This is a genomic window from Fictibacillus sp. 7GRE50, assembly GCF_015903875.1.
Taxonomy (GTDB): domain Bacteria; phylum Bacillota; class Bacilli; order Bacillales; family Fictibacillaceae; genus Fictibacillus; species Fictibacillus phosphorivorans.
The window spans coordinates 125594-149531 of record NZ_JACZDW010000002.1 but is presented as its reverse complement, the minus strand read 5'-3'; the positions used below and the strand labels follow the sequence as shown (position 1 = coordinate 149531).

29 protein-coding genes are annotated in these 23938 nt (G+C 38.5%); 20 read left to right on the top strand and 9 right to left on the bottom strand.

All coding sequences use genetic code 11. The features are described from left to right. Window positions 1-151 precede the first annotated feature (151 nt). Window positions 152-1312: an acyl-CoA dehydrogenase family protein gene (locus IHV12_RS07865; protein ID WP_197190489.1), complete on the top strand. Its 1161-nt coding sequence runs from the start codon at window positions 152-154 to the stop codon at window positions 1310-1312. Window positions 1313-1370: 58 nt separating this feature from the next. Here the strand turns inward: IHV12_RS07865 and IHV12_RS07860 are convergent, their stop codons facing one another. Further along, window positions 1371-1748, bottom strand: a complete 378-nt coding sequence (locus IHV12_RS07860; RefSeq protein ID WP_197128183.1) for a glyoxalase superfamily protein — start codon at window positions 1746-1748, stop codon at window positions 1371-1373. Between the two features lie 141 nt (window positions 1749-1889). On the opposite strand from IHV12_RS07860, the gene IHV12_RS07855 reads away from it, so the two are divergent. The 3 genes from IHV12_RS07855 (at window position 1890) to IHV12_RS07845 (ending at window position 2830) form a co-directional block, all read left to right on the top strand. After that, window positions 1890-2324, top strand: a complete 435-nt coding sequence (locus tag IHV12_RS07855; RefSeq protein WP_197190488.1) for a VOC family protein — start codon at window positions 1890-1892, stop codon at window positions 2322-2324. Beyond that, entirely contained in the window at window positions 2321-2608 is a 288-nt protein-coding gene (locus IHV12_RS07850; RefSeq protein WP_197127311.1) for a hypothetical protein, read from the top strand. The genes IHV12_RS07855 and IHV12_RS07850 overlap by 4 nt, the downstream gene beginning before the upstream one ends. Before the next feature lie 81 nt (window positions 2609-2689). Then, window positions 2690-2830: a hypothetical protein gene (locus IHV12_RS07845; RefSeq protein ID WP_197127312.1), complete on the top strand. Its 141-nt coding sequence runs from the start codon at window positions 2690-2692 to the stop codon at window positions 2828-2830. A gap of 41 nt (window positions 2831-2871) precedes the next feature. On the opposite strand, the gene IHV12_RS07840 is transcribed toward IHV12_RS07845, so the two are convergent. The 4 genes from IHV12_RS07840 to IHV12_RS07825 all read right to left on the bottom strand — a co-directional run bounded on the left by IHV12_RS07840 (window position 2872) and on the right by IHV12_RS07825 (window position 6092). Then, the gene (locus tag IHV12_RS07840) at window positions 2872-3528 is read right to left on the bottom strand and encodes a TetR/AcrR family transcriptional regulator (protein ID WP_197190487.1); all 657 of its coding nucleotides are present in this window, start codon (window positions 3526-3528) and stop codon (window positions 2872-2874) included. A 73-nt stretch (window positions 3529-3601) separates the two neighbouring features. Further along, window positions 3602-4639 carry an ABC transporter permease gene (locus IHV12_RS07835; RefSeq protein WP_197190486.1) on the bottom strand — a complete coding sequence of 346 codons (1038 nt, stop codon included), beginning with the start codon at window positions 4637-4639 and terminating at the stop codon, window positions 3602-3604. Next, complete coding sequence (locus IHV12_RS07830; RefSeq protein ID WP_197190485.1) at window positions 4629-5357, bottom strand: ABC transporter ATP-binding protein; 729 nt, start codon at window positions 5355-5357, stop codon at window positions 4629-4631. The genes IHV12_RS07835 and IHV12_RS07830 overlap by 11 nt, the downstream gene beginning before the upstream one ends. A 303-nt stretch (window positions 5358-5660) precedes the next feature. Beyond that, a complete protein-coding gene (locus IHV12_RS07825) occupies window positions 5661-6092 on the bottom strand; it encodes a DUF4395 domain-containing protein (protein WP_197190484.1) in 432 nt (143 codons plus the stop codon). Between the two features lie 136 nt (window positions 6093-6228). On the opposite strand from IHV12_RS07825, the gene IHV12_RS07820 reads away from it, so the two are divergent. Further along, complete coding sequence (locus IHV12_RS07820) at window positions 6229-6681, top strand: PaaI family thioesterase (RefSeq protein WP_197190483.1); 453 nt, start codon at window positions 6229-6231, stop codon at window positions 6679-6681. 73 nt (window positions 6682-6754) lie between these two features. On the opposite strand, the gene IHV12_RS07815 is transcribed toward IHV12_RS07820, so the two are convergent. Further along, entirely contained in the window at window positions 6755-7249 is a 495-nt protein-coding gene (locus IHV12_RS07815) for a peroxiredoxin family protein (RefSeq protein ID WP_197190482.1), read from the bottom strand. Window positions 7250-7554: 305 nt separating this feature from the next. On the opposite strand from IHV12_RS07815, the gene IHV12_RS07810 reads away from it, so the two are divergent. The 4 genes from IHV12_RS07810 (at window position 7555) to IHV12_RS07795 (ending at window position 11631) form a co-directional block, all read left to right on the top strand. Continuing rightward, complete coding sequence (locus tag IHV12_RS07810) at window positions 7555-8715, top strand: S8 family peptidase (RefSeq protein WP_197190481.1); 1161 nt, start codon at window positions 7555-7557, stop codon at window positions 8713-8715. Window positions 8716-9068: 353 nt separating this feature from the next. Continuing rightward, the gene (locus IHV12_RS07805) at window positions 9069-10073 is read left to right on the top strand and encodes a S8 family peptidase (RefSeq protein WP_197190480.1); all 1005 of its coding nucleotides are present in this window, start codon (window positions 9069-9071) and stop codon (window positions 10071-10073) included. 40 nt (window positions 10074-10113) lie between these two features. After that, window positions 10114-10284 (top strand): hypothetical protein, encoded by a 171-nt coding sequence (locus tag IHV12_RS07800; protein ID WP_197190479.1) that lies wholly within the window; start codon window positions 10114-10116, stop codon window positions 10282-10284. A 243-nt stretch (window positions 10285-10527) separates the two neighbouring features. Beyond that, complete coding sequence (locus IHV12_RS07795; RefSeq protein WP_231620686.1) at window positions 10528-11631, top strand: MBL fold metallo-hydrolase; 1104 nt, start codon at window positions 10528-10530, stop codon at window positions 11629-11631. 45 nt (window positions 11632-11676) lie between these two features. Here the strand turns inward: IHV12_RS07795 and IHV12_RS07790 are convergent, their stop codons facing one another. After that, the gene (locus IHV12_RS07790) at window positions 11677-12183 is read right to left on the bottom strand and encodes a cupin domain-containing protein (protein ID WP_197127322.1); all 507 of its coding nucleotides are present in this window, start codon (window positions 12181-12183) and stop codon (window positions 11677-11679) included. Between the two features lie 423 nt (window positions 12184-12606). On the opposite strand from IHV12_RS07790, the gene IHV12_RS07785 reads away from it, so the two are divergent. Further along, window positions 12607-13185 carry a thioredoxin family protein gene (locus IHV12_RS07785; protein WP_231607455.1) on the top strand — a complete coding sequence of 193 codons (579 nt, stop codon included), beginning with the start codon at window positions 12607-12609 and terminating at the stop codon, window positions 13183-13185. A gap of 73 nt (window positions 13186-13258) precedes the next feature. After that, window positions 13259-14176: a CobW family GTP-binding protein gene (locus IHV12_RS07780; protein WP_197190478.1), complete on the top strand. Its 918-nt coding sequence runs from the start codon at window positions 13259-13261 to the stop codon at window positions 14174-14176. 89 nt (window positions 14177-14265) lie between these two features. Here the strand turns inward: IHV12_RS07780 and IHV12_RS07775 are convergent, their stop codons facing one another. Further along, the gene (locus tag IHV12_RS07775) at window positions 14266-14691 is read right to left on the bottom strand and encodes a hypothetical protein (protein WP_197190477.1); all 426 of its coding nucleotides are present in this window, start codon (window positions 14689-14691) and stop codon (window positions 14266-14268) included. An 88-nt stretch (window positions 14692-14779) separates the two neighbouring features. On the opposite strand from IHV12_RS07775, the gene IHV12_RS07770 reads away from it, so the two are divergent. From IHV12_RS07770 to IHV12_RS07760, 3 genes are read left to right on the top strand one after another with little or no spacing between them, the layout of a single operon-like run. Further along, window positions 14780-15418 (top strand): hypothetical protein, encoded by a 639-nt coding sequence (locus tag IHV12_RS07770; RefSeq protein WP_197190476.1) that lies wholly within the window; start codon window positions 14780-14782, stop codon window positions 15416-15418. Then, the gene (locus tag IHV12_RS07765; RefSeq protein WP_197127325.1) at window positions 15411-15974 is read left to right on the top strand and encodes a hypothetical protein; all 564 of its coding nucleotides are present in this window, start codon (window positions 15411-15413) and stop codon (window positions 15972-15974) included. Before IHV12_RS07770 ends, IHV12_RS07765 begins: the two co-directional genes overlap by 8 nt. 25 nt (window positions 15975-15999) lie before the next feature. Next, window positions 16000-16185, top strand: a complete 186-nt coding sequence (locus tag IHV12_RS07760) for a hypothetical protein (protein WP_197190475.1) — start codon at window positions 16000-16002, stop codon at window positions 16183-16185. 11 nt (window positions 16186-16196) lie between these two features. Here IHV12_RS07760 and IHV12_RS07755 read toward each other — a convergent pair whose 3' ends face one another. Next, the gene (locus IHV12_RS07755; RefSeq protein ID WP_197190474.1) at window positions 16197-16871 is read right to left on the bottom strand and encodes a haloacid dehalogenase type II; all 675 of its coding nucleotides are present in this window, start codon (window positions 16869-16871) and stop codon (window positions 16197-16199) included. A gap of 125 nt (window positions 16872-16996) precedes the next feature. On the opposite strand from IHV12_RS07755, the gene IHV12_RS07750 reads away from it, so the two are divergent. The 6 genes from IHV12_RS07750 (at window position 16997) to IHV12_RS07725 (ending at window position 23712) form a co-directional block, all read left to right on the top strand. After that, window positions 16997-17335: a LapA family protein gene (locus IHV12_RS07750; protein ID WP_197190473.1), complete on the top strand. Its 339-nt coding sequence runs from the start codon at window positions 16997-16999 to the stop codon at window positions 17333-17335. A gap of 137 nt (window positions 17336-17472) precedes the next feature. Then, on the top strand, window positions 17473-18489 hold the full coding sequence (locus IHV12_RS07745) for a LacI family DNA-binding transcriptional regulator (RefSeq protein WP_197127328.1): 1017 nt from the start codon (window positions 17473-17475) through the stop codon (window positions 18487-18489). A 74-nt stretch (window positions 18490-18563) separates the two neighbouring features. Next, a complete protein-coding gene (locus IHV12_RS07740; protein WP_197190472.1) occupies window positions 18564-20657 on the top strand; it encodes an amylo-alpha-1,6-glucosidase in 2094 nt (697 codons plus the stop codon). Between the two features lie 45 nt (window positions 20658-20702). Beyond that, window positions 20703-21953 (top strand): ABC transporter substrate-binding protein, encoded by a 1251-nt coding sequence (locus IHV12_RS07735; protein ID WP_197190471.1) that lies wholly within the window; start codon window positions 20703-20705, stop codon window positions 21951-21953. Window positions 21954-21984: 31 nt separating this feature from the next. Then, entirely contained in the window at window positions 21985-22875 is an 891-nt protein-coding gene (locus IHV12_RS07730) for a carbohydrate ABC transporter permease (RefSeq protein ID WP_144703621.1), read from the top strand. Window positions 22876-22887: 12 nt separating this feature from the next. Then, entirely contained in the window at window positions 22888-23712 is an 825-nt protein-coding gene (locus IHV12_RS07725; protein ID WP_153238839.1) for a carbohydrate ABC transporter permease, read from the top strand. The last annotated feature ends 226 nt before the right edge of the window (window positions 23713-23938 follow it).

Here is a 23938-nt window from a genome sequence, read left to right as displayed (position 1 = left end):
TGTTTCATATAGTGATCATGAAGGATTAATGTGTCAGTAAGATGTCAAAGGGGAATTATGAGACTAATACCTTGCCGTTTTTTATGTAAAGGGCATAAACTATTTTTAAAAACCATAGTGTTTTGATTTGTTAAGAAGGGATTGTCATCGTGTGGATTATTTATATGAAAGATATATAAAAACAAAGAAACAGCAAGAATGGTTTGATAAGATTGATGCTCTTGCTGGTGGATTTGCTAAGAGAGCGGACACATATGACCAAAAAAGTGAATTTCCATTTGAAAATATAAAAGAGTTAAAAGAAGCGGGGTACCTATCATTAACCATTCCGACTGAGTTTGGTGGAGAAGGATTAAGTTTGTACGAGTTTGTTCTATTACAAGAGAAAATTGCGACTAGTGATGCAGCTACTGCTTTGTGTATCGGATGGCACCTTGGCTGTTTTTTAGAACTTGCAGAAGAGCGAACTTGGGATGATGAAATATTTAAGATGCTTTGTGAAAAGGTAGTGAATGATCGAGTTTTAGTGAACCGTGCAGCAACGGAGCCAGCAACAGGAAGTCCTACTCGTGGAGGAATGCCGCAAACAACAGCATTTCAAAATGATGATAAGTGGATTATCAATGGTAGGAAAACCTTCACTTCTATGGCCCCAGCCCTTGATTATGCAATTGTTTCGGCACAGGTAGGAGATACGGGTAAGAAAGGGAATTTCATGATTTCTATGAAATCCGAAGGTGTATCAATTGAAGAAACGTGGGACACTGTAGCGATGCGTGGAACTCGAAGTGATGATCTTATCATGAAGGATGTAAAAGTTGAAAACAATGCTTTAGTCGAACAAGAACGAGGCAAAAGCGAATTGCCAAAAGCGTGGCTGCTTCATATACCAGCGTGTTACATTGGCGTTGCGGTTGCAGCTCGCAATGAAGCCGTTCACTTTGCAAAAACGTACAAACCCAACAGTCTGAGAGGACCAATAGGAGAAGTACCAGAAGTGCAACGAAAGGTGGGGGAGATGGAGCTTGAGCTTTTTCATGCTAGAGAGCTATTATACAGTGTTGCTCGAATATGGGTAAATGAACCTCATCGCAGAATGCAAATGGGTCCAGAATTGATGGCAGTGAAGCACGTTGTAACGAATGCGGCCGCAAAGGTGGTTGATCTCGCTATGAGGATTGTTGGAGCAAGAAGTCTAGCTATGTCAAACCCCCTACAACGACATTACCGGGATGTTAGAGCAGGGCTTCATAATCCTCCGATGGATGATATGGTTATTAGTACGCTAGCCAAAAGAGCGTTAGATAAATGAAAAAAGGCACCTGGAGTTTTAACTCGAGGTGTCTTTTTGCTCGTTTTCTGAAAACATATTACAGTGATTCAATCCGTTCTACAAAACAAAATTCATTACCAAATGGATCACCTACTCTAACCTCTTTAAAGCCATGTGCCTCTTCAAGTCCAGGTCTAGCATACTTATACTTTTTTTCTGCCAAAAATTGATGGTAGGCTTCGATTCCTTCAACATGTATCCTTACTTTTATTCCAGGGCTCGAATCACCATGATGTTCGGATAGGTGTAAAGAGCATTCCCCTAGAGAAACCTGCATATAGATGGGGAAATCTTCTTCGTAACGATGTTCCCAATCTAATGAAAATCCAAGGAAATCAAAGTAGAATTCTCTTGCCTTATCTTCATCAAATATTCGAAGGACAGGGATTGTATTTTTAAATTGATAATGATTCATGAAGTAATCACTCTCCAAGTATTTTGTTATAAAACTATTTCTGCTACGCATGACGAGTTCCCTTGTTTTCTAGGAGGATTTTTCTTTTAATAGAAGAATTTTTTATATTAAATAAATCTATTTTATGAGGAGGAGATATCCTTGAATAAAAAACTAATCCGTGTAGGTACGACCTATGTACCTGTTTTGCATGTTGATCATTCAGCTAAGTGGTACGCTGAAGAGCTTGGTGCAACGATCAACTATTGTGATGAGGAAAAAGCCATACTAGATCTAGCAGACCAAAGTTTTTTTCTAGTGAGGTCATTGAAAGATGAGACTTCAAACTTTACAGACTACAAAGGGGATAAAAGATTTTCATTAACATTTGAAGTAGACGGAAAGGAAGAACTGTATAACTTGCATGCTGAATTTAGAACTCAGGGCATACAAACAGGAGATATTGAAGATCGTGGACATGACGGTGAGAATTTCGTTTTTTTCGATCCAGATGGAAATTGTTTTGATGTTTGGAGTGTCCTGAGTCCAAAGTATAAAACTTTACGGAAAGAAACTGTTTCAGAGATTGAAAGATGAGGTGGTTAATAGGTATCCTTTTTTCTATATTAGGTATCTTATTGTTAACCTATGGACTAAATCTAAGGGAGGTTGCTGAAACCCAGGTCGATGGAGACAGCATTGGTGTGTTCTTTTTAGGAATAGAAATCAATGAGAGGGTTCCAACTGTAGATATACCATCCTATTCAAATGGCTTTATGGGTTCTGGCATTATATTTTTAGTTCTTGCTGTTTGCTTGTTCGTTATTCTATTAAGTGAAAAAAGCACACTAAAACCGATCACACCAAAAAAACAGGCTTGAGAATGTGAGAATATTGGGTAATGTATATTATGAATCTCGAGGATAAATGAAGATTTAAAGTGAAGAGTGGGAGGTGAGTGTATGAAGAAAGTGAATATATTTGTCATCATTTGTTTGCTCATTGCTATTAGTCCCGCTGCTAAGGTAATGTCACCGACAACAACTGATCCTAATGTTCAACTTTCTCACTTTACCCCCGAACCTCAAATACTAGTAGAATAAAACAGAACCCGTTTCTTTAGAAAGCGGGTTCTGTTTTTACGTTATCGTTTTCCTGTAAGACCATACATAATAAACGCCACGATTTGATCAATTTCTTTTTCATCATCCCATTCTTTATCAGAGAAGAGAAGAAAGCGTGGCAGGATATAGCCTATGATACTTGATGCAGTCATGCGCATAATCGTTTCCGGAGGAAGGGAAACAATCTCCCCTTTTTCTTGGAAGTGCTCGATGATTTTCTTGAATTTTTGATAAACATGTTCAGTAAAAAGCTTTTGAAAAGGCTCGCGTAATTCATCGTGAAAAGCAATCTCTTGAATAAAAATTTTTAATACAGGAAATTGCTTCCGAACGAATTCAAGCCTGTTTTTAGCAATCACTCTTATAAAATCTTCATAATGTTCATATTCGTTTTCAAATACCTCTTTAGTGAAGGACTTGATGAAGAAGGGAGCTACAAATTTTGCTACTGTTGGTGTAACAATAGCAAGCAACAGCTCTTTTTTCGTATTAAAATGACGAAAAATCGTACCTTCAGCAACTCCAGCTTTTTTGGCAATCTCACTCGTAGAAGAAGCGGCATATCCCTTTTCTGAGAATGTATCGATGGCTGCTTCTAAGATTTTTCGCTGTTTATCGCTCATCGTTGGGACATCGTGATCGTTAATTAGGTCGTTAATCCAGTCTAAATTGGACATTAAAGCTACTCCTTTTAAAAACGTACATTTTCTTCATTATAGACACTAAAGTCAGGCAGTACAAACGCTTAACTTATAGTCTTCGGTGTTTTTTCAAAGCGAGCACGTTTAATATCATAAATAAAAGAGAGAACCCAAGGAGCACTAGCACGTTTCCGTAAATATCTCCCCAACCGTCACCTTGAATCATTATATCCCTAATCGCTTCTCCTCCGTATGTTAAAGGCATAATATAGCTCAGGGGCTGAAGCCAATCTGCCATTGTTTCAATGGTAAATAAGCCAGAGAAAAACACTTGCGGTACCACGACGAGCGGGATGAATTGAATCATCTGCAGTTCGTTCGTTGCAAAAGCAGAAAGTAATGTTCCGAGTGAGAGGGCCGTTATAGCAAGCATCAGTGTAATCAAAATTACTAACCAAAGAGACCCAACCATCATAATATCGAGAACATAGATGGCGAACGAAACAATAATGGCTGATTGTAGAATCGTGAAAATGCCAAAGCCTAAAACATATCCAACTACCATTTCCCATCGACGCATCGGAGTAGCAAGCAGCCGTTCAAGTGTTCCAGTCGTTCTTTCACGCAGAAATGAAACCCCTGAGATTAAAAAAACGAAAAAGAAAATAAAAAATCCTATTAAGAATGGACCGATATAGTCGAAAGTTTCCATATCAGCTGAACCATGCAAATAATGAATCTCCGGATTTAATTTTGTTTTTTCTGTGTCTTGATCCGGCATTGTTTTCAATGTCTTTTCAATCATCATAATAGAAGCCTTGTTTGCTGTCGGATTGCTTCCTTCTAGAGTAATAGTAGTTGAGGGAAGTTCGACATCAAGTACGGCATCAAGTTTTTCTTCTGATAAGTCTTGATGAGCTTCTGAACGCTTTTGATAAACTATGAAAGCTTTATCTGATAATTTCAGTTTGTCTACCACCATTTGTTGATCACTGACAACGCCTATCTTTGGTTCATAGTCATTGCTTGAAAAAACGAGGTTCACAAGCGTTAAGATGAGAAGAGGTGCAATGAACATCATCGCGAGTGTACGTTTGTCCCGCACGAATTGTCTGATTATCCGGATCACAAGTGCCTTAATTCGCATGATGAACACCTCCATAATAAAGAAATGCTTCTTCGATTGAAGCGCTTGAAGTGTTATCCTTTAGTTCTCTTGGTGAACCAGATGCAATTAGCTTTCCATCACGAAGCATTCCCAGCTGGTTGCATTTTTCTGCTTCATCCATTACATGTGTTGTGACTAAGATCGTTGTACCACTCTTGCTTAGCTTATACAGCTCATCCCATATAGATTGCCTGAGAACAGGATCGATTCCTACAGTAGGTTCATCTAGAATGAGGATCTTAGGGTCATGCAAGAGTGCAGCAGCTAAAGATAATCTCCGTTTCATGCCCCCGGAATATTGATTAACGGGTTTTTGCAGGAAGTTTGTAAGGTTTACGAGGTCTGATGCCTGATCGATCCGTTCTTTTTGTTTTTGTCCCTTTAAACCATAAATAGAGGAGAAAAATTCAAGATTTTCCTTTCCGCTTAATTCTCCATAAAGAGCATCAGATTGAGCCATAAATCCAATTTGTGTCATGGTGTTAAGTTTTGGCATATCCGAATCAAGAACACATATACTGCCAGTTGTTGGGGTTTCGATCCCTGCAATCATCTTAACAAGTGTTGTTTTCCCAGCACCTGATGGACCCAGCAATCCATAGATTTCATTTTTGTTCACCGTTAAATCAATGTTCTGTAACACTTGATGAGATCGATAATTTTTAGAAACATTTTTCACTTGAATTACGGTTTGCATATGGAAACCACCTCCAGAATTAAAGTGAGTAATCACTCATTTATAAATATCATATGCGGTAGGATTTAAATCGTCAAGTGAGTACTCACTCATTTTCATGTGAGGTTATAGTAGAAAAATTTGTAATCAAATTTCTGTTAACTGAAAAAGCTATTCATTTAGAAAAATAGGAACACTCAAGATTCGTTTTTCCAGGGAGTAAGGGAGTCGTTCTCTCGATAGGACTAGACAAAGCTTTGTATTTGAAGCGATAAAATTGGAAAGAACCATTCACAGGTAAAGGGAATGGTTCTTTTTTATGCTTTAGTTAGAGTCTTGAGCTTTTTTGTAACGATATTGCTGCCATCTGAACCTGATAAAGCACCCGATACAAAAGCCAAGTATGGCTACGAACGAAGCTGTTGCAACCATTATAGTAGCAGTCCAAGCTATAGTACTCCATCCCATTAAATGACTTAAAAATCCTACAGTAAGGAGTGAGATCGCAATCAATTGATTAAACTGTTGCTGATCTTTATCTTCTGGAATGTATTCAGAAGGTTTCTTTTTCAAGAATAATTTAGCAGCTCTCATTATAGGATTGTAATCGAAGAACATACCTAGAAGTCCAGCGATTAAAGGTAGTAACAAAAACCAAGTTTGACCAGAAAGCCATGTTGCTAGCGTTGATAAAAAAATAAACCACTGATTTGTTCGCACTAAAGGTCTTGGAATTGAAATGGAGGAGTGGGACATGTAAATCCGACCTTTCTCATAGGTTTAGTTATCTTATTGTAAATGTATTCGTCAGTAATGTGAAGTGTTAATCCTTATTAATGAAAGAAGGGGATTGTTTGTTATAACAAGAATGTCTTATAGCGAGGTGAGAATAATGAAGATAAAAAGAGACGATCGTGATGTGCATTTTCAGTATGCGAAGGAGATTGAGGAAAAACTAAAGAATGATACTTTTGCAGAGTGGTTAGGTATTGAATTAGTAGAGGTTGGACCAGGATCGGCAGTAGCACAAATGACAATCTCAGAAAATATGCTCAATGCTCATGGTACAGCACATGGTGCTGCATTATTTGCCATTGCTGACTTTGTCTTTGCTGTAGCATGTAATTCCTATGGAAAAACATCAGTAGGACTTTCTGTAAATATTGGATATCTCGCTGCATGTCAAAGTGGTGATAAAATTACAGCAAGAGCTATAGAGATTAAACGTAATCATAGAACTTCTTGGTATGAAGTGAGAGTGGAGAACGATAAAGAGCTTGTTGCTCATGTGAGCGCTCTATCTTATCGGAAGAATGAATATTTTGTAGGGACAGAAGAAGGGTAAGTGGATTCACAAACCTGAAAACAACAAACGACGAAGTGAGGTTGGTACTGCCTCGCTTCGTCGTTTTCTTATATTATCTTAACGTTTTTTTAATATATTTTATTGTCTTTCTTAAATCTTCTGCTGTTGGTCGTCCGAAAGGTCCTGTTTGAATATCAAAATAGACAACTCGTTTTTGATCATCAACTAAAAATAACGCAGGTTCTCCATGTTCACCATGATCGTCATATAATTTTCCGTTATGGTATTGAACCCCATATGTTTCTCCCGCCACACGTTCTGTATCACTGAAAACAGGAAAAGAAAGGGAATGTTTGTCCTTCATCTTCTTTAGGTTTTGTTCTTCATCAGTAGAAATCGCGATGATGTGAGTATTCAATTCTTTGAATGTATCAATATTTTGCTCTAGCTCTTTCAATTGATCATTACATACCGGGCACCATTCACCACGGAAGAAGACAAGTAAGTGAAAACGATCATCTTTTTCAAGGTGATTGTAAAAGGAGAAAGATTCTCCGGTTTCGGATTTAATAGTAAAGTCAGGTGCAGTGTCTCCTGTTTGTAACATGTGAACATCCCTCCAAAATAAGTTTCTTCTTTAGGTATTCCTCTTGCAGAAAATTTTAAACTCTTAAGCTTTTTAATTCTAAAAAAATCACTCTTCATACTAGGTCATATCTACGTCTAGATGAGGAAAGAAGTAATAAAATAAGAGTCTAATCAATGACTTTATTCCTATTTTAAGTTAAAACTTTTAAAAATTAGTAGTTTATATTTGTTTTTGTTAGAATAGTAAAATTCTTCTTTATTTTCTGTAAATTGGGCTCTATATTAGAAATTGTAGTTCAACACCAAATTAGAGGAGTGAAGTAAATGATTAAGAAGATTGCCACGATGGCAGCGGTTTTACCATTAGTAGTTTCACTTGCAACACCAGCGGCAGCTGCAAAAAGCACAGAGGTGAAAGCAAAGGTTACACCTCAAGAAATTATCGTAAAATTTAAAGACAGCGTGTCAGAGTCAAAAGTAAAGTCGCTAGCAGTAAAAGGAAAAGATGAAGTAAAAGAAAAAGGCTCTAAGTTTCATGTAATCAAAGTAAAAGACGGAAACGTAGATGCAGCCATTGCAGAATATGAAGCGAGTGGAGATGTAGAGTATGCAGAGCCAAACTATACATACCATGCGAGCTGGACTCCAAATGACACGTATTTCTCAAACGGAGTACAATATGCACCTCAAAAAGTAAGTGCTCAATCAGCTTGGGACATCACACGCGGTTCATCTACTACAAAAATAGCAATCATTGATACAGGTGTTGATTACAATCACCCTGATCTAGCTGGAAAAGTCATTAAAGGGTATGACTATGTAAGTGATGATTGGGATCCAATGGATCAGAACGACCACGGAACACATGCTGCTGGTATCGCAGCAGCAGCAACGAATAACGCTAGAGGTATCGCAGGTATGGCACCAAACGTATCTATCTATGCTGTACGTGTACTTGATGCGAACGGAAGCGGATCTCTTGATGATGTTGCGAACGGAATCTACCATGCTGTAGATAACGGAGCAAAAGTAGTTTCACTAAGTCTTGGCGGACCTGGATCTGCAACTTCATTACAAAACGCAGTAAACTATGCGGTCTCTAAAGGAGTAGTTGTAGTTGCCGCAGCAGGTAACGAAAACACTTCAGCACCTAGCTACCCAGCATACTATTCGGGTGCCATTGCAGTAGCTGCAACTGACCGCAATGACCTTCGTGCTTCTTTCTCTAACTATGGATCTTGGGTTGACGTTGCTGCTCCTGGTGTAGACATCGCTTCTACTGTACGTAATGGAGGATATGCTTACATGTCTGGTACATCCATGGCTTGTCCTCTAGTAGCAGGTGTTGCAGGCTTACTTGCTTCACAAGGAAGAAGTGCTTCTAATATCCGTGCTGCAATCGAGAACACTGCAGATCCAATCTCAGGAACAGGATCTTACTACTCTAAAGGTCGTGTAAACGCAGCAGACGCAGTACGCTACTAATCTTTTATTTATGCTTTCAAACTTCCAAGGCTAGATTTGTTCTAGCCTTGGAAGTTTTTTGTTTGCCATAGTTTAATAGAACTAGCAAATCTTGTCGAATCGTGTTGGAATTTAAGGATAAGGACATATGTTCGCATTGCGTAAAATGTCGATGTAGACTTAATAGCTCATTTTAAATACAGGACTTGTGGTAACTTTTAACAATTTGGTAGAATAGTAATATAAATCCTCAACTAGAATCTTTTTTCTTACGTGTATTATATTTTATAAGAAGGGAGGTTCAGAATTTCCCCTTGTATTTCCTAGCGTCACTTTCTTTACAAACATTCTTTTTAAATAAAAAGGAGGTAAAGATGATGAGTGAAGTTTGCTTAATTCCGTTTGTGTTAGAAGAAGTCATAGAAGAATCAAAAGAAGAGATTCCATACGGAGTCGAGATGATCAATGCACCAGCTTTTTGGCGTGAAGGTGAAAAAGGACAGAGTGTGGTTGTTGCCGTACTAGATACAGGTTGTGACACGAGCCATCCGGAGCTTGCTGAAAGGGTCATTGATGGACGGAATTTTGTTGATGGGAATGAAGAAGATTATCAAGATGCCCATTATCACGGAACACATGTTGCAGGTACGATTGCAGCTACTTTAAACAATGCCGGTGTAGCTGGTGTGGCTCCAGATGTGAAACTCTTGATCTGTAGAGTTCTTGGTAAAGATGGCGGTGGATCATATCAAGGAATCATCGATGCTATTGATTACTCAGTCAAATGGAGAGGAGAAAACGGAGAAAGAGTACGTGTGATCTCGATGTCTCTTGGTGGACCGACGGATGTACCTGAGTTACATGAATCTATTCAAAGAGCCGTATTGGAAGATGTGCTTGTAGTCTGTGCAGCAGGTAACGAAGGGGATAATAAGGAAAATACGAATGAGCATGCTTATCCTGGCGTGTATAAAGAGGTCGTTCAAGTGGGTGCAGTGGATGCTAAAATGAAACTTGCTCCGTTTTCAAACACCAATGATGAGATTGACCTGGTTGCTCCGGGCGTTGATGTTGTTTCAACCTATCCAGGAAATAAATATGCAAAGTTATCTGGAACTTCTATGGCGACGCCTCATGTATCGGGAGCAGCTGCATTACTGATTGAACGAGAAGAAAAATTGTTTGGCCGTGAACTTTCAGAAGCGGAGGTTTACGCTCAATTGGTAAAAAATACGTTAAGTATCGGATTAACAAAGAAAGCAGAAGGAAATGGATTGCTAGTTTTAAATGCACAAGAAAAAGCAGTTTGCGATCAGGAGAATTTAAGAGCGATGAGAACTCCTATTGAAACGGCTGCAGCGAAAGAGTCAGATTCATAAAGTTTGCCCCGTTTCTTAGGAAGAAAGGGCGTGTATGGGGATGGCGTACAAAATTATTGCGTTGCTGATCAGCTTTGCGACACTATGCATTAGAATCTATGAAGAGATAAGTAGACGAGCAAAGAATCGGGCAAAAGAAGAAGAGCTTCAAAAGAAAAAGAAAAGAAAGCGAAAGAAAGCAGTAAAGAAAAAGGAAAAGGAAAGTGCTTAAATGAATAGATGGAATAAAAGCTGATTCAGTGAGATGAGGTATTTTCACATGGATTAGCTTTTTTGTCGTTTTTTTAAGTACTCAGAAAAATGTGTTCGTATTTATTAATGCTCTTTGAAAGCAGTTGATTTCTGCTCCAGGTTGTTCGCTTTTCATTGGGGGAAAAAGTACTGGAAAGTTGCTTCTATGATTTGAAAAGGAGTAATATATGAGCACTACTGTAAAATAGAGAGGAACGTAACTATGCTTTTATTAGGCATTCTACTTGTAATTGTAGCTGCTGTATTTTTATTTATGATGTTTCATCCTGTTTTTGGAAAGAAACCTTCAAAACATGATAGGAGCACCTATGAACCAGTTGAACACTATCAAAAAGGTATTTTTACCAATCAGATAGAAACAGTGATGACTTCCGACCTACGCTCTATGCTCCCTGTATTAAAAGAATTTTTAAGTGGAAGCCCGAATCGTCAGCCTAAGAAAGCAATTCCTATACACTCGTTTCAGTTACCTGAAAAAGCAAATCATGAAACAAGGGTAACTTGGTTTGGACATTCAGCATTATTGATAGAGATGGAAAAAAAACGCATACTCATCGATCCAATGTTCGGCTCCGCGCCATCCCCGGTTCCCTGGTTTGGAAACAAACGTTATAGCAAAGAACTGCCTTTTAAAATTGAAGAACTTCCCCAAGTGGATCTAGTGGTTTTGTCACATGATCATTATGACCATCTGGATTATGGAACCATCAAACAACTCAAACATAAAGTGAAACAGTTTGTTGTCCCGCTTGGTGTTGCTGGACATTTAAAGAGGTGGGGAGTGGAACTAGAACGTATAAAGGAATGTAATTGGTGGGATGAAATAAAAGTCGATGAAATTTCATTAATCTGTGCGCCAGCACGCCATTTTTCAGGAAGAAGCATAAATGACCGTAACTCAACTCTATGGTGTTCTTGGATTATTCAAGGAAAGCAATCTAACATTTATTTTAGTGGAGACAGTGGATATGGGCCACACTTTAAAGAGATTGGAGATCAATATGGACCATTTGATCTCTCTTTAATGGAATGTGGACAATATCATGAGAAGTGGGCTGCGATACATATGATGCCTGAAGAAACAGTACAAGCGCACATTGACGTAAGAGGCACAGTCATGATTCCAATCCATTGGGGAGCTTTTACACTATCTCTGCACGATTGGACAGACCCTGTTGAAAGAGCTGTAAATGCTGCAACAAAAATGAATGTTAAAATATGTACACCTCAGATTGGTGAGACAGTAACTCTTGGCTCAGAGTTACGATCTAGCTCCAAGTGGTGGAGAGAGAATACAAATTTATAAAAAAGAGTGCTCTTCACTTTGGAGGGCACTCTCTGCATGTATTCATTAACTTTTCCACAATTCCATCAGAGGACCATCACTTCCAAAAAGAGGATCTTTATCAGGTAAGGGTACGAGCATAATATCATCTAATACAGCAGGTCGATCAGCAGGTTCACCCTTTTTTAAGTTGTGCTCCATACCGTTTGGGTAAGCTCCAGCTACTTTGAAATCCGTGCTGCTACCGATACACTTATGTCCAGTACCAGCAGGGAGTACGATGACATCCCCTTTTGAAACAGTAACTGACACGCCATCCTCTCCTCCAAGAAGAAGGACAGCCTCGCCGCTCATAACTCCGAGAACTTCATGTGTATTGCTATGATAATGATGATAATCAAAAACACCGTTCTTCCAACCATTTGTCCAACCGTTTTGTTCAAAAACGTCTAATGCATCCTGTGGCTCTTTTAATTTACCTACGTATAGCAAAACTGGCCAGGAAGGATGATTCGGAATCTTCCCATCGTCTGTAAAGAATAAAGTTTTGACATCTTCGCTAAGCATTTTCATACCATATAACCCCTCCCCTGTTTTCGTATCCATTCCCTTATTTTTATGAAAAGAAACCCGTCTTCTTTCGGAAAAAATTATAGGAGAAAAAAGAAAATAAGAGCAATAATGCGAAATTCCTCAATAAATGACGAAAACTTATGTGTTAAAAAAAGTTTTCTTTTATGTGAAAAGAGGTATTAGATAGTTACGTATGATAAATGTTAGTGAAAGGTGGAAATCAGTATGAAGTACAAAGCGAAGGACTGGCTCCGGTTAACGCCGAATGAGAGATACCTGCTTTTATTCGCTGTTTCCCAACTCCAGAAAAAGCTGAGAGCAGGTTAAAAGAACCAAAAAAATAAATTTAAGGCGTTTTCGTTGCCACAACTCCCCCTTGTTTGGTTAAAATAAGAATACAAGATAAACAGGGAGGAACACAGGATGATGACTGACCTCAATACATGGTTCGATAAAGGCATGACACGCTATGCATATATCCATTCAATGAAAACACACAAGGAAAACTTGCTTACGATATATAATTCATTCGTACTGCCTGAACCTATGAAAGATGCGTTGCAAGGCATCCAAAAAAACCGGTTGAGAGCGATCGTTATTACCGAAGATTGGTGTGGCGATGCGATGTTGAATCTTCCTGTTTTTATGCGCATGGCAGATGAAGCACTTATAGATATCCGCTTTATCTTACGCGACCAGCATCCGGAATTAATGGATCGATACTTAACTGCAAAAGCAAAATCAATTCCCATCATCATCTTTATTGATGAAAAGGGCAAAGAGGTTGTAAAGTGGGGGCCGCGTGCACCAAAATTGCAGCAGATCGTAGAAGAACGCAAAAAGAAGATACCTTCTAAAGAAGATCCACGATATGAAAAAGCATTCAAACTATTTGCTGATCGTATCTCTAGTTTGTTTACGACTGACCATGCTCTTTGGGAAGAAGTAAGCCTTGATATCATAAAAAAATTATTAGCTAAACTTAATGTTAACAGCCTGTAAATAGGCTGTTTTTTGTTTTGTGTTAAAATGAAGAAATTGATGCCATATAAAAGAATTAAGTTTGAGGTGTACGATGAAAAAGAAAGCAAATGTTATTATTCTCGCTGGCTTTTTAGGAAGTGGAAAAACAACGTTACTCAAACAGCTGCTAGCGTATGAAAAAGAACATAATCATAAAACGGCTGTGTTGATGAATGAGATCGGGAAAGTTTCAATAGATTCTGATAGTGTTCCAGAAGATGTGCCACTAAAAGAACTTCTCAACGGCTGTATATGCTGCTCTTTATCAGATCAGCTTGAAAAACAGCTTTGGGGACTTTGTAAGGAAAATGAACTGGATACTTTGATCATTGAAGCAACAGGTGTAGCTCATCCTATAGATGTTCTTGATGCCTGTTTGTCACCGTATCTAATCGACGATTTACAGATATCAGGAATTATTTCAGTCATGGACGCGCCTCGATGGTTGGATCGTGAGGGAATGAATGTTCAGGCGAAAATGCTCATGATGGAGCAGATCAAACACGCCGATTACATCGTGTGGAACAAAACAAGCGCTTTGACGGAGAAACAGAAGAAGCAACTGACGAGTGATTCAACAAGGTTGAATGAAGGAACTCCTTTTGTATTAACAGATTTTGCAAAAGTAGAACTATCTCAACTTTTTTTACTTTCGGTAAAGAAACGATCAGAACATCAATCTGTGTCAGCAGAAAAACTAAAAGTGAAAACATTTATGTATAGGTTTGAAGCACCTGTGAATAAAGAGTTGTTTGAACACTGGCTCAGAAATGTACCTTCATCAATATATAGAATTAAAGGGTATATTCAATTTATAGATCAAATTTATCTCTTTCAGTACTCATATGGATTGCCTACATATGAAAAAGAGTTGATGAAGTTGCCGCTAAGACTTGTTTTTATTGGTGAAGATCTTGATTCTGATCAGTTAACAAGAGGGCTGAGTGAAGTTGAAGTAAGAAGTAAATAGAGAAAAAGAGAAAACACTTGTGACTTTAAGAAATAAGTGTTTTTTTTGCGTTTTTAAAGCTTTCTGATGAGAAAAAGAGGATGCACGAATCACTGCTTCTGACAAATTTGTTCCATGAACACAGGTTGGTCCATCATCTTAACAATACCAGGGTCACTTTCAGACAGTTGAATGAAGCTATCAATTATATTCTCTTCATACGTTAATAGGACAGCTTCAAGATGATGATTCCCGCAATTCCCTTTTAGCCGATAAACATTTTGTTCAATAGTGCCCTTTTCTAAACCATGAAAATTAACATCGGCAAGTTGGTATGTATGCCGCAACTCAGGCTGAATAGGAATCACAAATACTTTCTTATGTGGAAGAAAAACGTCTGCTTTCCAGCCGTATCTTTCTATCCATTCCATGTGTTTTTCTGGTGTCACAGCCAAGAAGTAAGTATTGAAAAGCATGAAGATGATCCCAAAGGAAAGCAAAAACATTCCTAATCCTATTAGCCACTTTTTGTACAATTGAATCTCTCCTTTGTAAAGAAATTCGGTTTATTTTATGCTATTCTTTTATTATCATTATTTTCCAATCCTTATTGAAGGAGGTGCTATGATGAAAACGAACTTAATGACTCATGACCATCGAAACATTCATTCTGAGATCTATAAAATGAAGATGGGACCAGTTGCTGTTCGTGAGATACCAGCTATGAAGTTTGTTACGCAAGAGATGAACACGAAATATCAAATGGATTGGGCAGGTAGACCTGAACCAGTTGATGAGCAATGGATCGTCTGGAAAGTCGTAAATCAGCTTAAACATTTAACAAAAAATAAGTTGAGATATAAATTTACTCTTATGCCTCACGAGATTTTATGGCACGAGAAGAATGACAGCAGATCTCTTACAACTCAAATGATGCAAGTACCTGATTGTATAACCGAAGAATTATTTGATGAAGCATGTTTTCACGTTGAAAAGAGATTAGGAAAGAAGCTTTCTACACTACAACTCATTTCTAATGAGTCGCTCACTTGTGTTCAAAAGTTACATAGAGGTCACTATCGAAACTCAATTGAGACTTTAAGTGAAATCATGAACTTTGCTGATCAAGAGAGTCTTTCACTGAAATCAAGTTATAAAGAAATCTATTTAACTCCTGCAATGAAATGTCATAAACCTGAAACATGGCAAACAGTTGTGAGTGTGGAGATTAATAAAAGTCAGCCAGGAGTACGAAATGAATGAAGACAAAATTAAATTTAAATTGGAATTAAAAGAAGATAAGGAATCAACCTATGCATTTCGTTTAATATTTACTTTCTTGATCGTTTGTCTTTTGTTTGTTCTTGTTGTAGATATAGATGATCAAAGTGTTGAGACACAAGGAATTGCTAGACAGTGGGGAGAGGCCAAGTTAATAAATAATGAATCAATGCAATATACATTACTCTCCGATTCAGAAAAAATGAAATACGTGGATATAATTTCAGAAACTAATAAAGAAGAACAACCTACATACTCATTTAAAGAGTTAGATCAGTTTGAATATCGTATAAATAGTAAGGAATATATTTACAAGCTTCACTACTACAAAATGGAATCCTGTGCAGATTGTCAAAAAGATGTATGGGTTCGTATAAAGAAAGAGGATTCCGGTTGGTTTGTATCTCATACGAACTATTCAGAATCTAAAGCTGAAAAGAAGATTCGTAACGTGCAAGGAGAGCAGATTCCTACTTCTGAAAAACAAGAAAAAGAATTGGAAGAAAATAAGTCTTTTATCATGAGGTGGCTGAATTAGCTTTTTAAAACAAGGAGTGCTTATATTGAAATATCGATATTGGGGAATTACGTTCGTTATTATAGGTGCACTAATTATGCTAAGTTCTTTTATGATAGATACTGGACATGAAAGGCTTATTCGCATAGGTGGGGGTAGTTTATTCTTCATCGGTACTTTGTTAATTCCGGATTATGTAGTTAATTCTAGAAGTCATACGAAGGATAGGTAAGAGCTGCATCGTTATGAGTGCAGCTCTTTTTCTTTCAACAAATCATTGAGGGAGGCAAATATATAATGAGGAGTTACACCTAATACATCCATTGGCTGATTTCCTCTATTGATCCATGCAGTCTTAAAACCATATGTTGCTGCACCCGTTATGTCCCAATAGTTAGAACTCATGAATAAGATTTCATCTCGGTTTACCGCTAACGTCTCTTGAGCATACTGATAGGCAGCAGGTGCAGGTTTATATTGTTTAACATCCTCAATTGAAAGTAGATCGATAACATCAGTGAGCTTTCTTTTTTCAATTAATGGCTTTAACATTTTATAAGTTCCATTAGAAAAAATAACCTGCTTTACATTATTCTGTTGAATTTTATGAAGAGTTTCGGGAACTTCTTCATACACTTGGAGCTCTAGATAAGCCTCCATTAAGGAATCAAGTGCATCTTCTTTGCATTGTAGAGAGAATTTTTTTAAAGTATATAAAAGAGCATTGCGTGTGATTTCGGAAAATGGAATGTATGTTCCAGTTAGTTGGTGAAGCATGAAATACTCTACTTGTTTTTTTCGCCACTCTTCACTAATGGCAGCACCATGACCACTAAAAAGAAATTCGGCTTTTTCAGTAACTGAATGTACATCGAAAAGCGTTCCATATGCGTCATAAACATAGGCTTTAATCGTCAATGAAGCACCTCCTCATAATACAAGGTTACCCGAAATCATAGCTGCTTAACTTCAAAAAAAATTTTATAAATATTTAGGTGAATTTCCCTGTCATTGAGGGAATAGATAACAATGAGGTGATAATAATGAAAATGCAATTGTATCTATTATTTGGTTTTATCTTCGCACTGATCATAGCAACATTCGCGGTCATAAACGTTGGTGATGTAGAGATCAACTACCTCTTTGGAACTGCCAACTGGCCATTAGTACTCGTCATTTTAGGATCAGCCGTAATCGGTGGCCTATCAGTCGGACTATTTGGTCTGATTAAAGTAATTCAACTGCAGCGACAAGTGAAAAAGTTGCACCAGATCCATAATGAAAAAGAATCTTGGAAAGAGGAACGTATTATTGAAAATTCTGCTGAAACTGGAACTCCAACAGAAGAAATTCCTCATGAAAAAGTAGAAGAAAACAAGTAGATGCTAAAAAACCCTGTGATTAGTCTTAAGAGACTTCTCTCAGGGTTTTTAAAATGTTACTAACTTATACTTGAAAGCGGTCACAAAAAACGTTAAGATAACAACTAATCAATTCCAAAACGTTTTGGAGGATGCGAATGGCTACAATTAGAGATGTTGCAAAAAAAGCAGGTGTATCTGTTACAACGGTTTCGAGAGCGTTGAACGGCTACTCTGATGTAAACGAAAAGACAAGGGAAAAAATTAAGGTGATCGCTCAAGAACTTAATTATAGTCCCAGTTTGCTAGCTCGAAGTCTTGTGATGAAAAAGACGAAAACCATTGGATTGCTCGTATCTGGACTTCGAATTGAAGGAAGTAAAGATAATTTTACTTTTGAAGTACTCTGCGGCGTTAATGACTGTGCTGGAGAGCTTGGATATGAACTAGTATTAATCAGTACAGATTCAAAAAAACAACAGGAAAAAACGTATAACCAGCTGTGCAATGAAAGAAAAGTAGAAGGGGTGATTCTGCAAGGAATTAAAACAGACGATCCTTATTTGGATGAGGTATTAAAAAGCGATATTCCTTGTATTCTAATCGATATACCGATTGAAAGTGAATCTGTTGGATATGTTACAACCGACAACAAAGGCGGAGCACAAACAGCGGTAGAGCATCTCACTGATCTCGGACATAAAAACATTGCGATGATTAATGGGCACAGTCAAGCTTTTGTCAGCCGGGAACGGTTAGCAGGCTATCAGGAAGCATTACAGAATAAAGAAATTCCTTTCAACGAAGAGTATGTTGTAAACGGTGCTTTTTTAGAGGAATCGGCAGAACTTGAAACAACCAAACTATTAAGTAAACACCCTGAGATTACAGCGCTGTTTTGTGCCAGTGATCTAATGGCGATGGGGGCTATGAGAGCCGCTAAAAAGATGGGTAAGATACTACCAAAAGATCTATCTGTTGTTGGCTATGACAACATTATCCTATCCGCTTATTCAACGCCTTCTCTATCTACGATTGCACAAGATCGCTATAAATTAGGGTTTGAAGCTACTACACTTCTAACGAAATTGCTAGAAGGAAAGGAAGTTGAAAAGAATAAAGTTCTTCAGACTGCATTCATAAAAAGAGAATCAACAACCGAAAACCACAGATAGTGGTTTTTACTTAGACCAAGACCGAAAACGTTTTGGAAACAACCATTCTTAAAAAAAACAGGAGGATTCAGTAAATGAACTACCGTGTAATCAAAGAAAACGATCTATTTTTTTTAACAGATGACAAAGGTAATATCCCGAAAGAGAATGATTACGGACTAGGTTTGTATACGAAAGACACCCGGTTTCTTAGCAAGTTCGATATCAAGATAAACGGTCAAGATCCCATTCTTCTATCTTCATCTGCGGATGAGAATTATGAAGCTGAAATCCTGCTAACCAACCCTCACATGGAAGAAGACGGAAAACTCATTCTATGGAGGGAATCTGTAGAAATCGAAAGAAAGCGCTTAATTTATGATGGAGTTTTATACGAAACACTTAATCTGAAAAGCTATTATCCAAAGCCGGTAGATTTTGAAATTAGTGTTCATGTTGATGCTGATTTTACTGACATGTTTATTATTCGCGGGTTTCAATATGGTGAAATTGGAAGAAGGACGGGCGAAGAATTTACAGAGAACTCTATCAATTATTTTTACAAGGGCGCTGACGATATTGAACGTGGGACGAGAGTTCAATGGGATCGAGATGCAAAGTCAGTTGATAGGGACGGATCTATCGCATTTGATTTTCATTTGAATCACGGTGAGACCGAGACGGTTACGTTTTCTGTAACTCCAGAAATAAACGGGAAATCAGGAACAGTTATGGATCCTAAGAAAGCGCTTCAACTACTTAAGACTTCATACAAAGATTGGGAAAGAGACACAACAAAAGTTCAAACAGATCATCAGCCTCTTCAACGACTTGTTGACAGAGGAATTATGGATCTTCGCGTATTGCTAACAGATATTGGGCATGGAGCATTTCCGGTCGCGGGGTTACCTTGGTTTGGTGTTCCTTTCGGAAGAGATAGTTTGATCGCTGCGCTTCAGATGCTTGCCTTTAATCCTGAAATCGCAAAAGGCACTTTATTAACCATGGCATCTCAACAAGGTACTAAGGTAGATCCATGGCGGGATGAGCAGCCTGGAAAGATTATGCATGAAATTCGTTACGGAGAACTAGCTTCTACAAACCAAGTTCCTTTTACACCTTATTACGGGACGATTGATGCAACACCTCTGTTTTTGGTTCTTTTATCTGAGTATACAAAATGGACAGGTGATTTAACTTTGGCAGATCAACTGCAGCCGAATGTAGAGGCTGCACTGAATTGGATCGATGAATATGGTGATCGTGATGGTGATGGATTCGTAGAATATCATCAAGAATCGAGTAAGGGAATCGCGAACCAAGGGTGGAAGGATTCCGGAGATTCTATCGTGCATCGAAACGGAGATTACGCTGAAACACCGATCGCGTTATCAGAGGTTCAAGGTTATGTATATCAAGCTAAAAACGGTATCGCCGCCATTTTCGAAGTACAAGGAAAAGTGGAGGAAGCAAACAGACTTCGTAATGAAGCTGAAAAGCTAAAGAGATTGTATGATGAGAAATTCTGGATGGAAGAGCAAGGGTTCCATGCGATTGCGTTAGACAAGGATAAAAAACAGGTAGGTACATTAACGACCAATCCTGGTCATGTTCTTTTTGCAGAGATGCTGGACGATCATAAAGCAAGTAAGGTGATAGAAAAACTTGTTTCACCTCGTTTTTTCTCTGGTTATGGTATTCGAACGATGGCAGAAGAAGAAGCCGGGTACAACCCGATGAGTTACCACGATGGTAGCATATGGCCACATGACAACAGCATGATTTTGCTTGGAATGAGTAAGGTTAACCACCAAAGGGATGCAAACACTGTGATATCAGGATTGATTAAAGCTGCTAGTCACTTTGAATACGACAGACTTCCTGAGCTTTTCTGTGGATATGGTTCTAAAACAGGAAGAGCAGTAAAATATCCGGTCGCGTGTTCACCTCAAGCTTGGGCTGCAGGAACACCATTAGTTTTCATCCAAACCATTCTTGGTTTATTTCCTGATAGTTTAAATAAAGTCGTTCACCTCTCTCCACACCTGTTAGAGAACATGAATGAGCTTAGAGTAGATGGAATTAAGATTGGCGAAGGACATCTTTCTGTTCATGTTCGACGTGAGAAAGAAAAAACGATAGTGGAGATTAAAGAGAATACGACAGGATATCAAGTGATTCAAAAATAGAGTGATTCATCACCTTAGTTTAGTTAAAGAAGGGAGCTTGAGAAAATGAGGCGTACAAAGTGGCTGTCTACGTTAAGTATATCTTCATTGCTTCTAGCAACGATATTATCTGGCTGTGGAAATGAAGAAAGTCAATCAGAAAAAACAGAGATCGTACTGAGTGGATGGGGAGGGAATCCGACTGAGAAGAAACTTTTAGATGAAGTCCTTTCAGATTTTGAAAAAGAACATCCTCACATCGATGTGAAATTGAATACAATCAGTGATCAGTACATGGACGTACTAAAGACCCGATTGATCGGAGGTACTGCAGCAGATGTATTCTATCTTGATGCTTTTGAAGCCCCTGCTTTAATCGAGACAGGCGCTGTTGAACCGCTCAACAAATATGTGACTCAAGACTTTGATCTAGCAGATTTTGAAAAGCCGATGCTTGACGCCTTTAAAAAAGGTGAGGAGCTTTATGGTTTACCAAAGGATTACTCAACTCTTGCTCTTTTTTATAACAAAAAGATGTTTAAAGAAGCCGGAATTACAGAACCTCCACAAACGTGGGAAGAAATGGAGTTAGCGGCTAAAAAGTTGACCGATCAAGAAAAGCAAGTATACGGACTTGGTATGCTTCCACAGATTGAACGGATGTATTATATGGCAGAATCTCGTGGTGGACAGGTCATCACAGACGGTCGAGCCACTTTTGCTGACGATAAAGTCGTAGACGCCATTCAGCCAGTTGTTGATATGCACGTGAAAGATAAGACTGCAGCAACACCTTCAGAAGTGGGTGCAGGGCAATCAGCTGGTGAGATGTTCGGTCGCGGCAATGCAGCAATGGTAATGGAAGGAAATTGGAACATCCCGTTTTTAGAAGACACGTTTCCAGAGCTCGATTATGGAACAGCTGAATTGCCGACTGTAAACGGTAAAAAAGGAACGATGTCCTTCACGGTCGGATACGCTATGAATGCAGAATCAGAGCATAAGAAAGAATCTTGGGAACTGATTGAGTATCTCACGGGTAAAGAAGGTATGAAGAAGTGGACGAGCAAAGGTTTTGCACTTCCAACAAGAAAGTCTGTAGCCGCTGAACTAGGATTCGATCAAGACAAACTACGCGGTCCGCTTGTTAGCGGAGCAGAATATGCAACTGTATGGCAGGATGGGCCAACATTGCCAATCGTGATGAACAATTTTAACAATCAATTCCTGAGTGCGTACTTGGGTGATCGACCTTTAAAAGAAGCATTAAATGATGCAGAAAAACAGGCGAACAGAGAGATAAAAGTAACAGAATAATAACTTATGAATCGAGGTGAACCATGTGAAGATGTTATCAAAAAAAGATAGAAGAGAAGCAGGGCAAGGGTATCTATTTCTACTGCCAGCGCTGCTCGTGTTAGGCGTATTTGTAATCGCACCGATCCTTTATGCTGTGTTTCTTTCCTTTCATAAAGTAGAACTGATCGGCGGAGCCACCTACGAGTTTAGAGGTCTTGATAACTTTATGAAAGTAACATTTGATGATCGAGCCATTATTGCACTCAAGAACACGGCTATCTATGTTGCAATCGTAGTGCCAACCCAGACGTTCCTAGCTTTAGTATTAGCAGCTTCATTGAATGCAGGGCTCAAAGGTCAGAAGTTCTTTCGTATCGTATACTTCTTACCAACGTTAACTTCATCTGCTGTGTTAACACTTATTTTTATGTGGATGTATAATCAGAACGGATTGATTAACTATGTCCTAAAGTTCTTAAATCTACCAACGTATAACTGGATTGGTGATCCAGACGTAGCTCTAATCGCTATCATGATTATGAATATCTGGGCAACAGCACCGTTTTTCATGGTTATTTATTTAGCTGCTCTTCAAGACATTCCAGATAGTCATTATGAAGCTGCTGAACTCGACGGAGCAGGTCCGATTCAAAAGTTTTGGCATATTACGGTTCCAAACTTACGGCCGGTAACATCCTTTGTAGTGATCATGGGTCTGATCGGGACATTCCAGCTTTTCGATCAATCTTATATTTTCTCTGGAGGGTCAGGCGGACCGAACAACTCCACTCTAACGGTCGTTCTCTTAATCTATCAATATGCATTTAAGACACTAGGAACGATGGGTTATGCTACAGCTATCGCTTTCATGCTTGCCATCATCATCTTAGTTGCAACCCTTTTACAGCGCAAATTTTCAAAAGAAGAATCACTATACTAAGGAGGAGATACCATGAAAAAACGTACGGCTGGAAGAAAAGCTTTGTATGTAATCCTTGTCGTTTACGCAATCATCACCGTTATTCCGTTTTTGTGGGCACTGTCTTCTTCCTTTAAAACACTTGGTGAGATCGTAAGTGGATCGATTAATTTTATTCCAAAAGACTTTACACTTGATAACTATAAACAGATCTTTACGAGGGAGCCACTATTCGGAAGATGGTTGTTTAATAGTTTGTTCATTGCAACAATCGGAACCCTATTAAACTTATTGTTCAATTCTATGGCTGGATATGCACTCGCAAGATTAAGCTTTCCAGGGAAAAAGAGCATCTTCTTAATGATCTTGGCCGTATTGATGATTCCTTTCCAAGTAACGCTCATTCCAAACTTCTTAATACTTAAAGAACTTGGATGGCTGAACTCGTATCAAGGAATGATCATTCCAGGTGCGGTGAACGCGACGTTCATTTTTATGATGAGACAGTTCTTTATCAATTTTCCAAAAGAAGTCGAAGAAGCTGCTGCGATCGACGGGCTTGGACGCTTCGGTACATTTTTCCGTATCGTTTTGCCACTTGCTAAACCGGCACTTGCAGCTCAGACGATCTTCGTGTTCATGGCGTTCTGGAACGACTTTATGAGACCACTCATCATTTTGTCCGATCAAGACATGTTCACTCTGCCACTAGGACTGAACTCGTTCAAAGGTCAGTTCATCTCATTTTGGAACTATATAATGGCCGCATCGATGGTCTTTACTTTACCGATTATTGTCCTGTACGCTTTCTTTAACCGATATTTTGTAAAAGGAATCAAGTTTACAGGAGACAAATAAAATGATTGACGTGAAACTGGCTTGAGGTGTGGGAACTAAGCACACAGATAGCCAGTTTTTTTGCTAAAAAACCACTAACTTCACGGTAATCTTTATTCACGGTAACTGCACACAATTTCACACATAAAATATTTTAAACGATCTTCGACGATAGTCGACAAGCTCATTAATGGAGTAAACCATTCCAGTCTTTTGAATGGTTTACTTATAACATAAATGTTAACCT

Bases quoted from the DNA above. Each gene is read 5' to 3' on its own strand.
- IHV12_RS07730 (WP_144703621.1), top strand. From the start codon at position 21,985: ATGTTATCAAAAAAAGATAGAAGAGAAGCAGGGCAAGGGTATCTATTT.
- IHV12_RS07750 (WP_197190473.1), top strand. From the start codon at position 16,997: ATGAAAATGCAATTGTATCTATTATTTGGTTTTATCTTCGCACTGATC.
- IHV12_RS07770 (WP_197190476.1), top strand. From the start codon at position 14,780: ATGATGAAAACGAACTTAATGACTCATGACCATCGAAACATTCATTCT.
- IHV12_RS07805 (WP_197190480.1), top strand. From the start codon at position 9,069: ATGATGAGTGAAGTTTGCTTAATTCCGTTTGTGTTAGAAGAAGTCATA.
- IHV12_RS07735 (WP_197190471.1), top strand. From the start codon at position 20,703: ATGAGGCGTACAAAGTGGCTGTCTACGTTAAGTATATCTTCATTGCTT.
- IHV12_RS07820 (WP_197190483.1), top strand. From the start codon at position 6,229: ATGAAGATAAAAAGAGACGATCGTGATGTGCATTTTCAGTATGCGAAG.
- IHV12_RS07785 (WP_231607455.1), top strand. From the start codon at position 12,607: ATGATGACTGACCTCAATACATGGTTCGATAAAGGCATGACACGCTAT.
- IHV12_RS07815 (WP_197190482.1), bottom strand. From the start codon at position 7,249: ATGTTACAAACAGGAGACACTGCACCTGACTTTACTATTAAATCCGAA.
- IHV12_RS07825 (WP_197190484.1), bottom strand. From the start codon at position 6,092: ATGTCCCACTCCTCCATTTCAATTCCAAGACCTTTAGTGCGAACAAAT.
- IHV12_RS07810 (WP_197190481.1), top strand. From the start codon at position 7,555: ATGATTAAGAAGATTGCCACGATGGCAGCGGTTTTACCATTAGTAGTT.
- IHV12_RS07740 (WP_197190472.1), top strand. From the start codon at position 18,564: ATGAACTACCGTGTAATCAAAGAAAACGATCTATTTTTTTTAACAGAT.
- IHV12_RS07795 (WP_231620686.1), top strand. From the start codon at position 10,528: ATGCTTTTATTAGGCATTCTACTTGTAATTGTAGCTGCTGTATTTTTA.
- IHV12_RS07800 (WP_197190479.1), top strand. From the start codon at position 10,114: ATGGCGTACAAAATTATTGCGTTGCTGATCAGCTTTGCGACACTATGC.
- IHV12_RS07765 (WP_197127325.1), top strand. From the start codon at position 15,411: ATGAATGAAGACAAAATTAAATTTAAATTGGAATTAAAAGAAGATAAG.
- IHV12_RS07790 (WP_197127322.1), bottom strand. From the start codon at position 12,183: ATGAAAATGCTTAGCGAAGATGTCAAAACTTTATTCTTTACAGACGAT.
- IHV12_RS07845 (WP_197127312.1), top strand. From the start codon at position 2,690: ATGAAGAAAGTGAATATATTTGTCATCATTTGTTTGCTCATTGCTATT.
- IHV12_RS07850 (WP_197127311.1), top strand. From the start codon at position 2,321: ATGAGGTGGTTAATAGGTATCCTTTTTTCTATATTAGGTATCTTATTG.
- IHV12_RS07745 (WP_197127328.1), top strand. From the start codon at position 17,473: ATGGCTACAATTAGAGATGTTGCAAAAAAAGCAGGTGTATCTGTTACA.
- IHV12_RS07860 (WP_197128183.1), bottom strand. From the start codon at position 1,748: ATGAATCATTATCAATTTAAAAATACAATCCCTGTCCTTCGAATATTT.
- IHV12_RS07840 (WP_197190487.1), bottom strand. From the start codon at position 3,528: ATGTCCAATTTAGACTGGATTAACGACCTAATTAACGATCACGATGTC.
- IHV12_RS07835 (WP_197190486.1), bottom strand. From the start codon at position 4,639: ATGCGAATTAAGGCACTTGTGATCCGGATAATCAGACAATTCGTGCGG.
- IHV12_RS07725 (WP_153238839.1), top strand. From the start codon at position 22,888: ATGAAAAAACGTACGGCTGGAAGAAAAGCTTTGTATGTAATCCTTGTC.
- IHV12_RS07830 (WP_197190485.1), bottom strand. From the start codon at position 5,357: ATGCAAACCGTAATTCAAGTGAAAAATGTTTCTAAAAATTATCGATCT.
- IHV12_RS07780 (WP_197190478.1), top strand. From the start codon at position 13,259: ATGAAAAAGAAAGCAAATGTTATTATTCTCGCTGGCTTTTTAGGAAGT.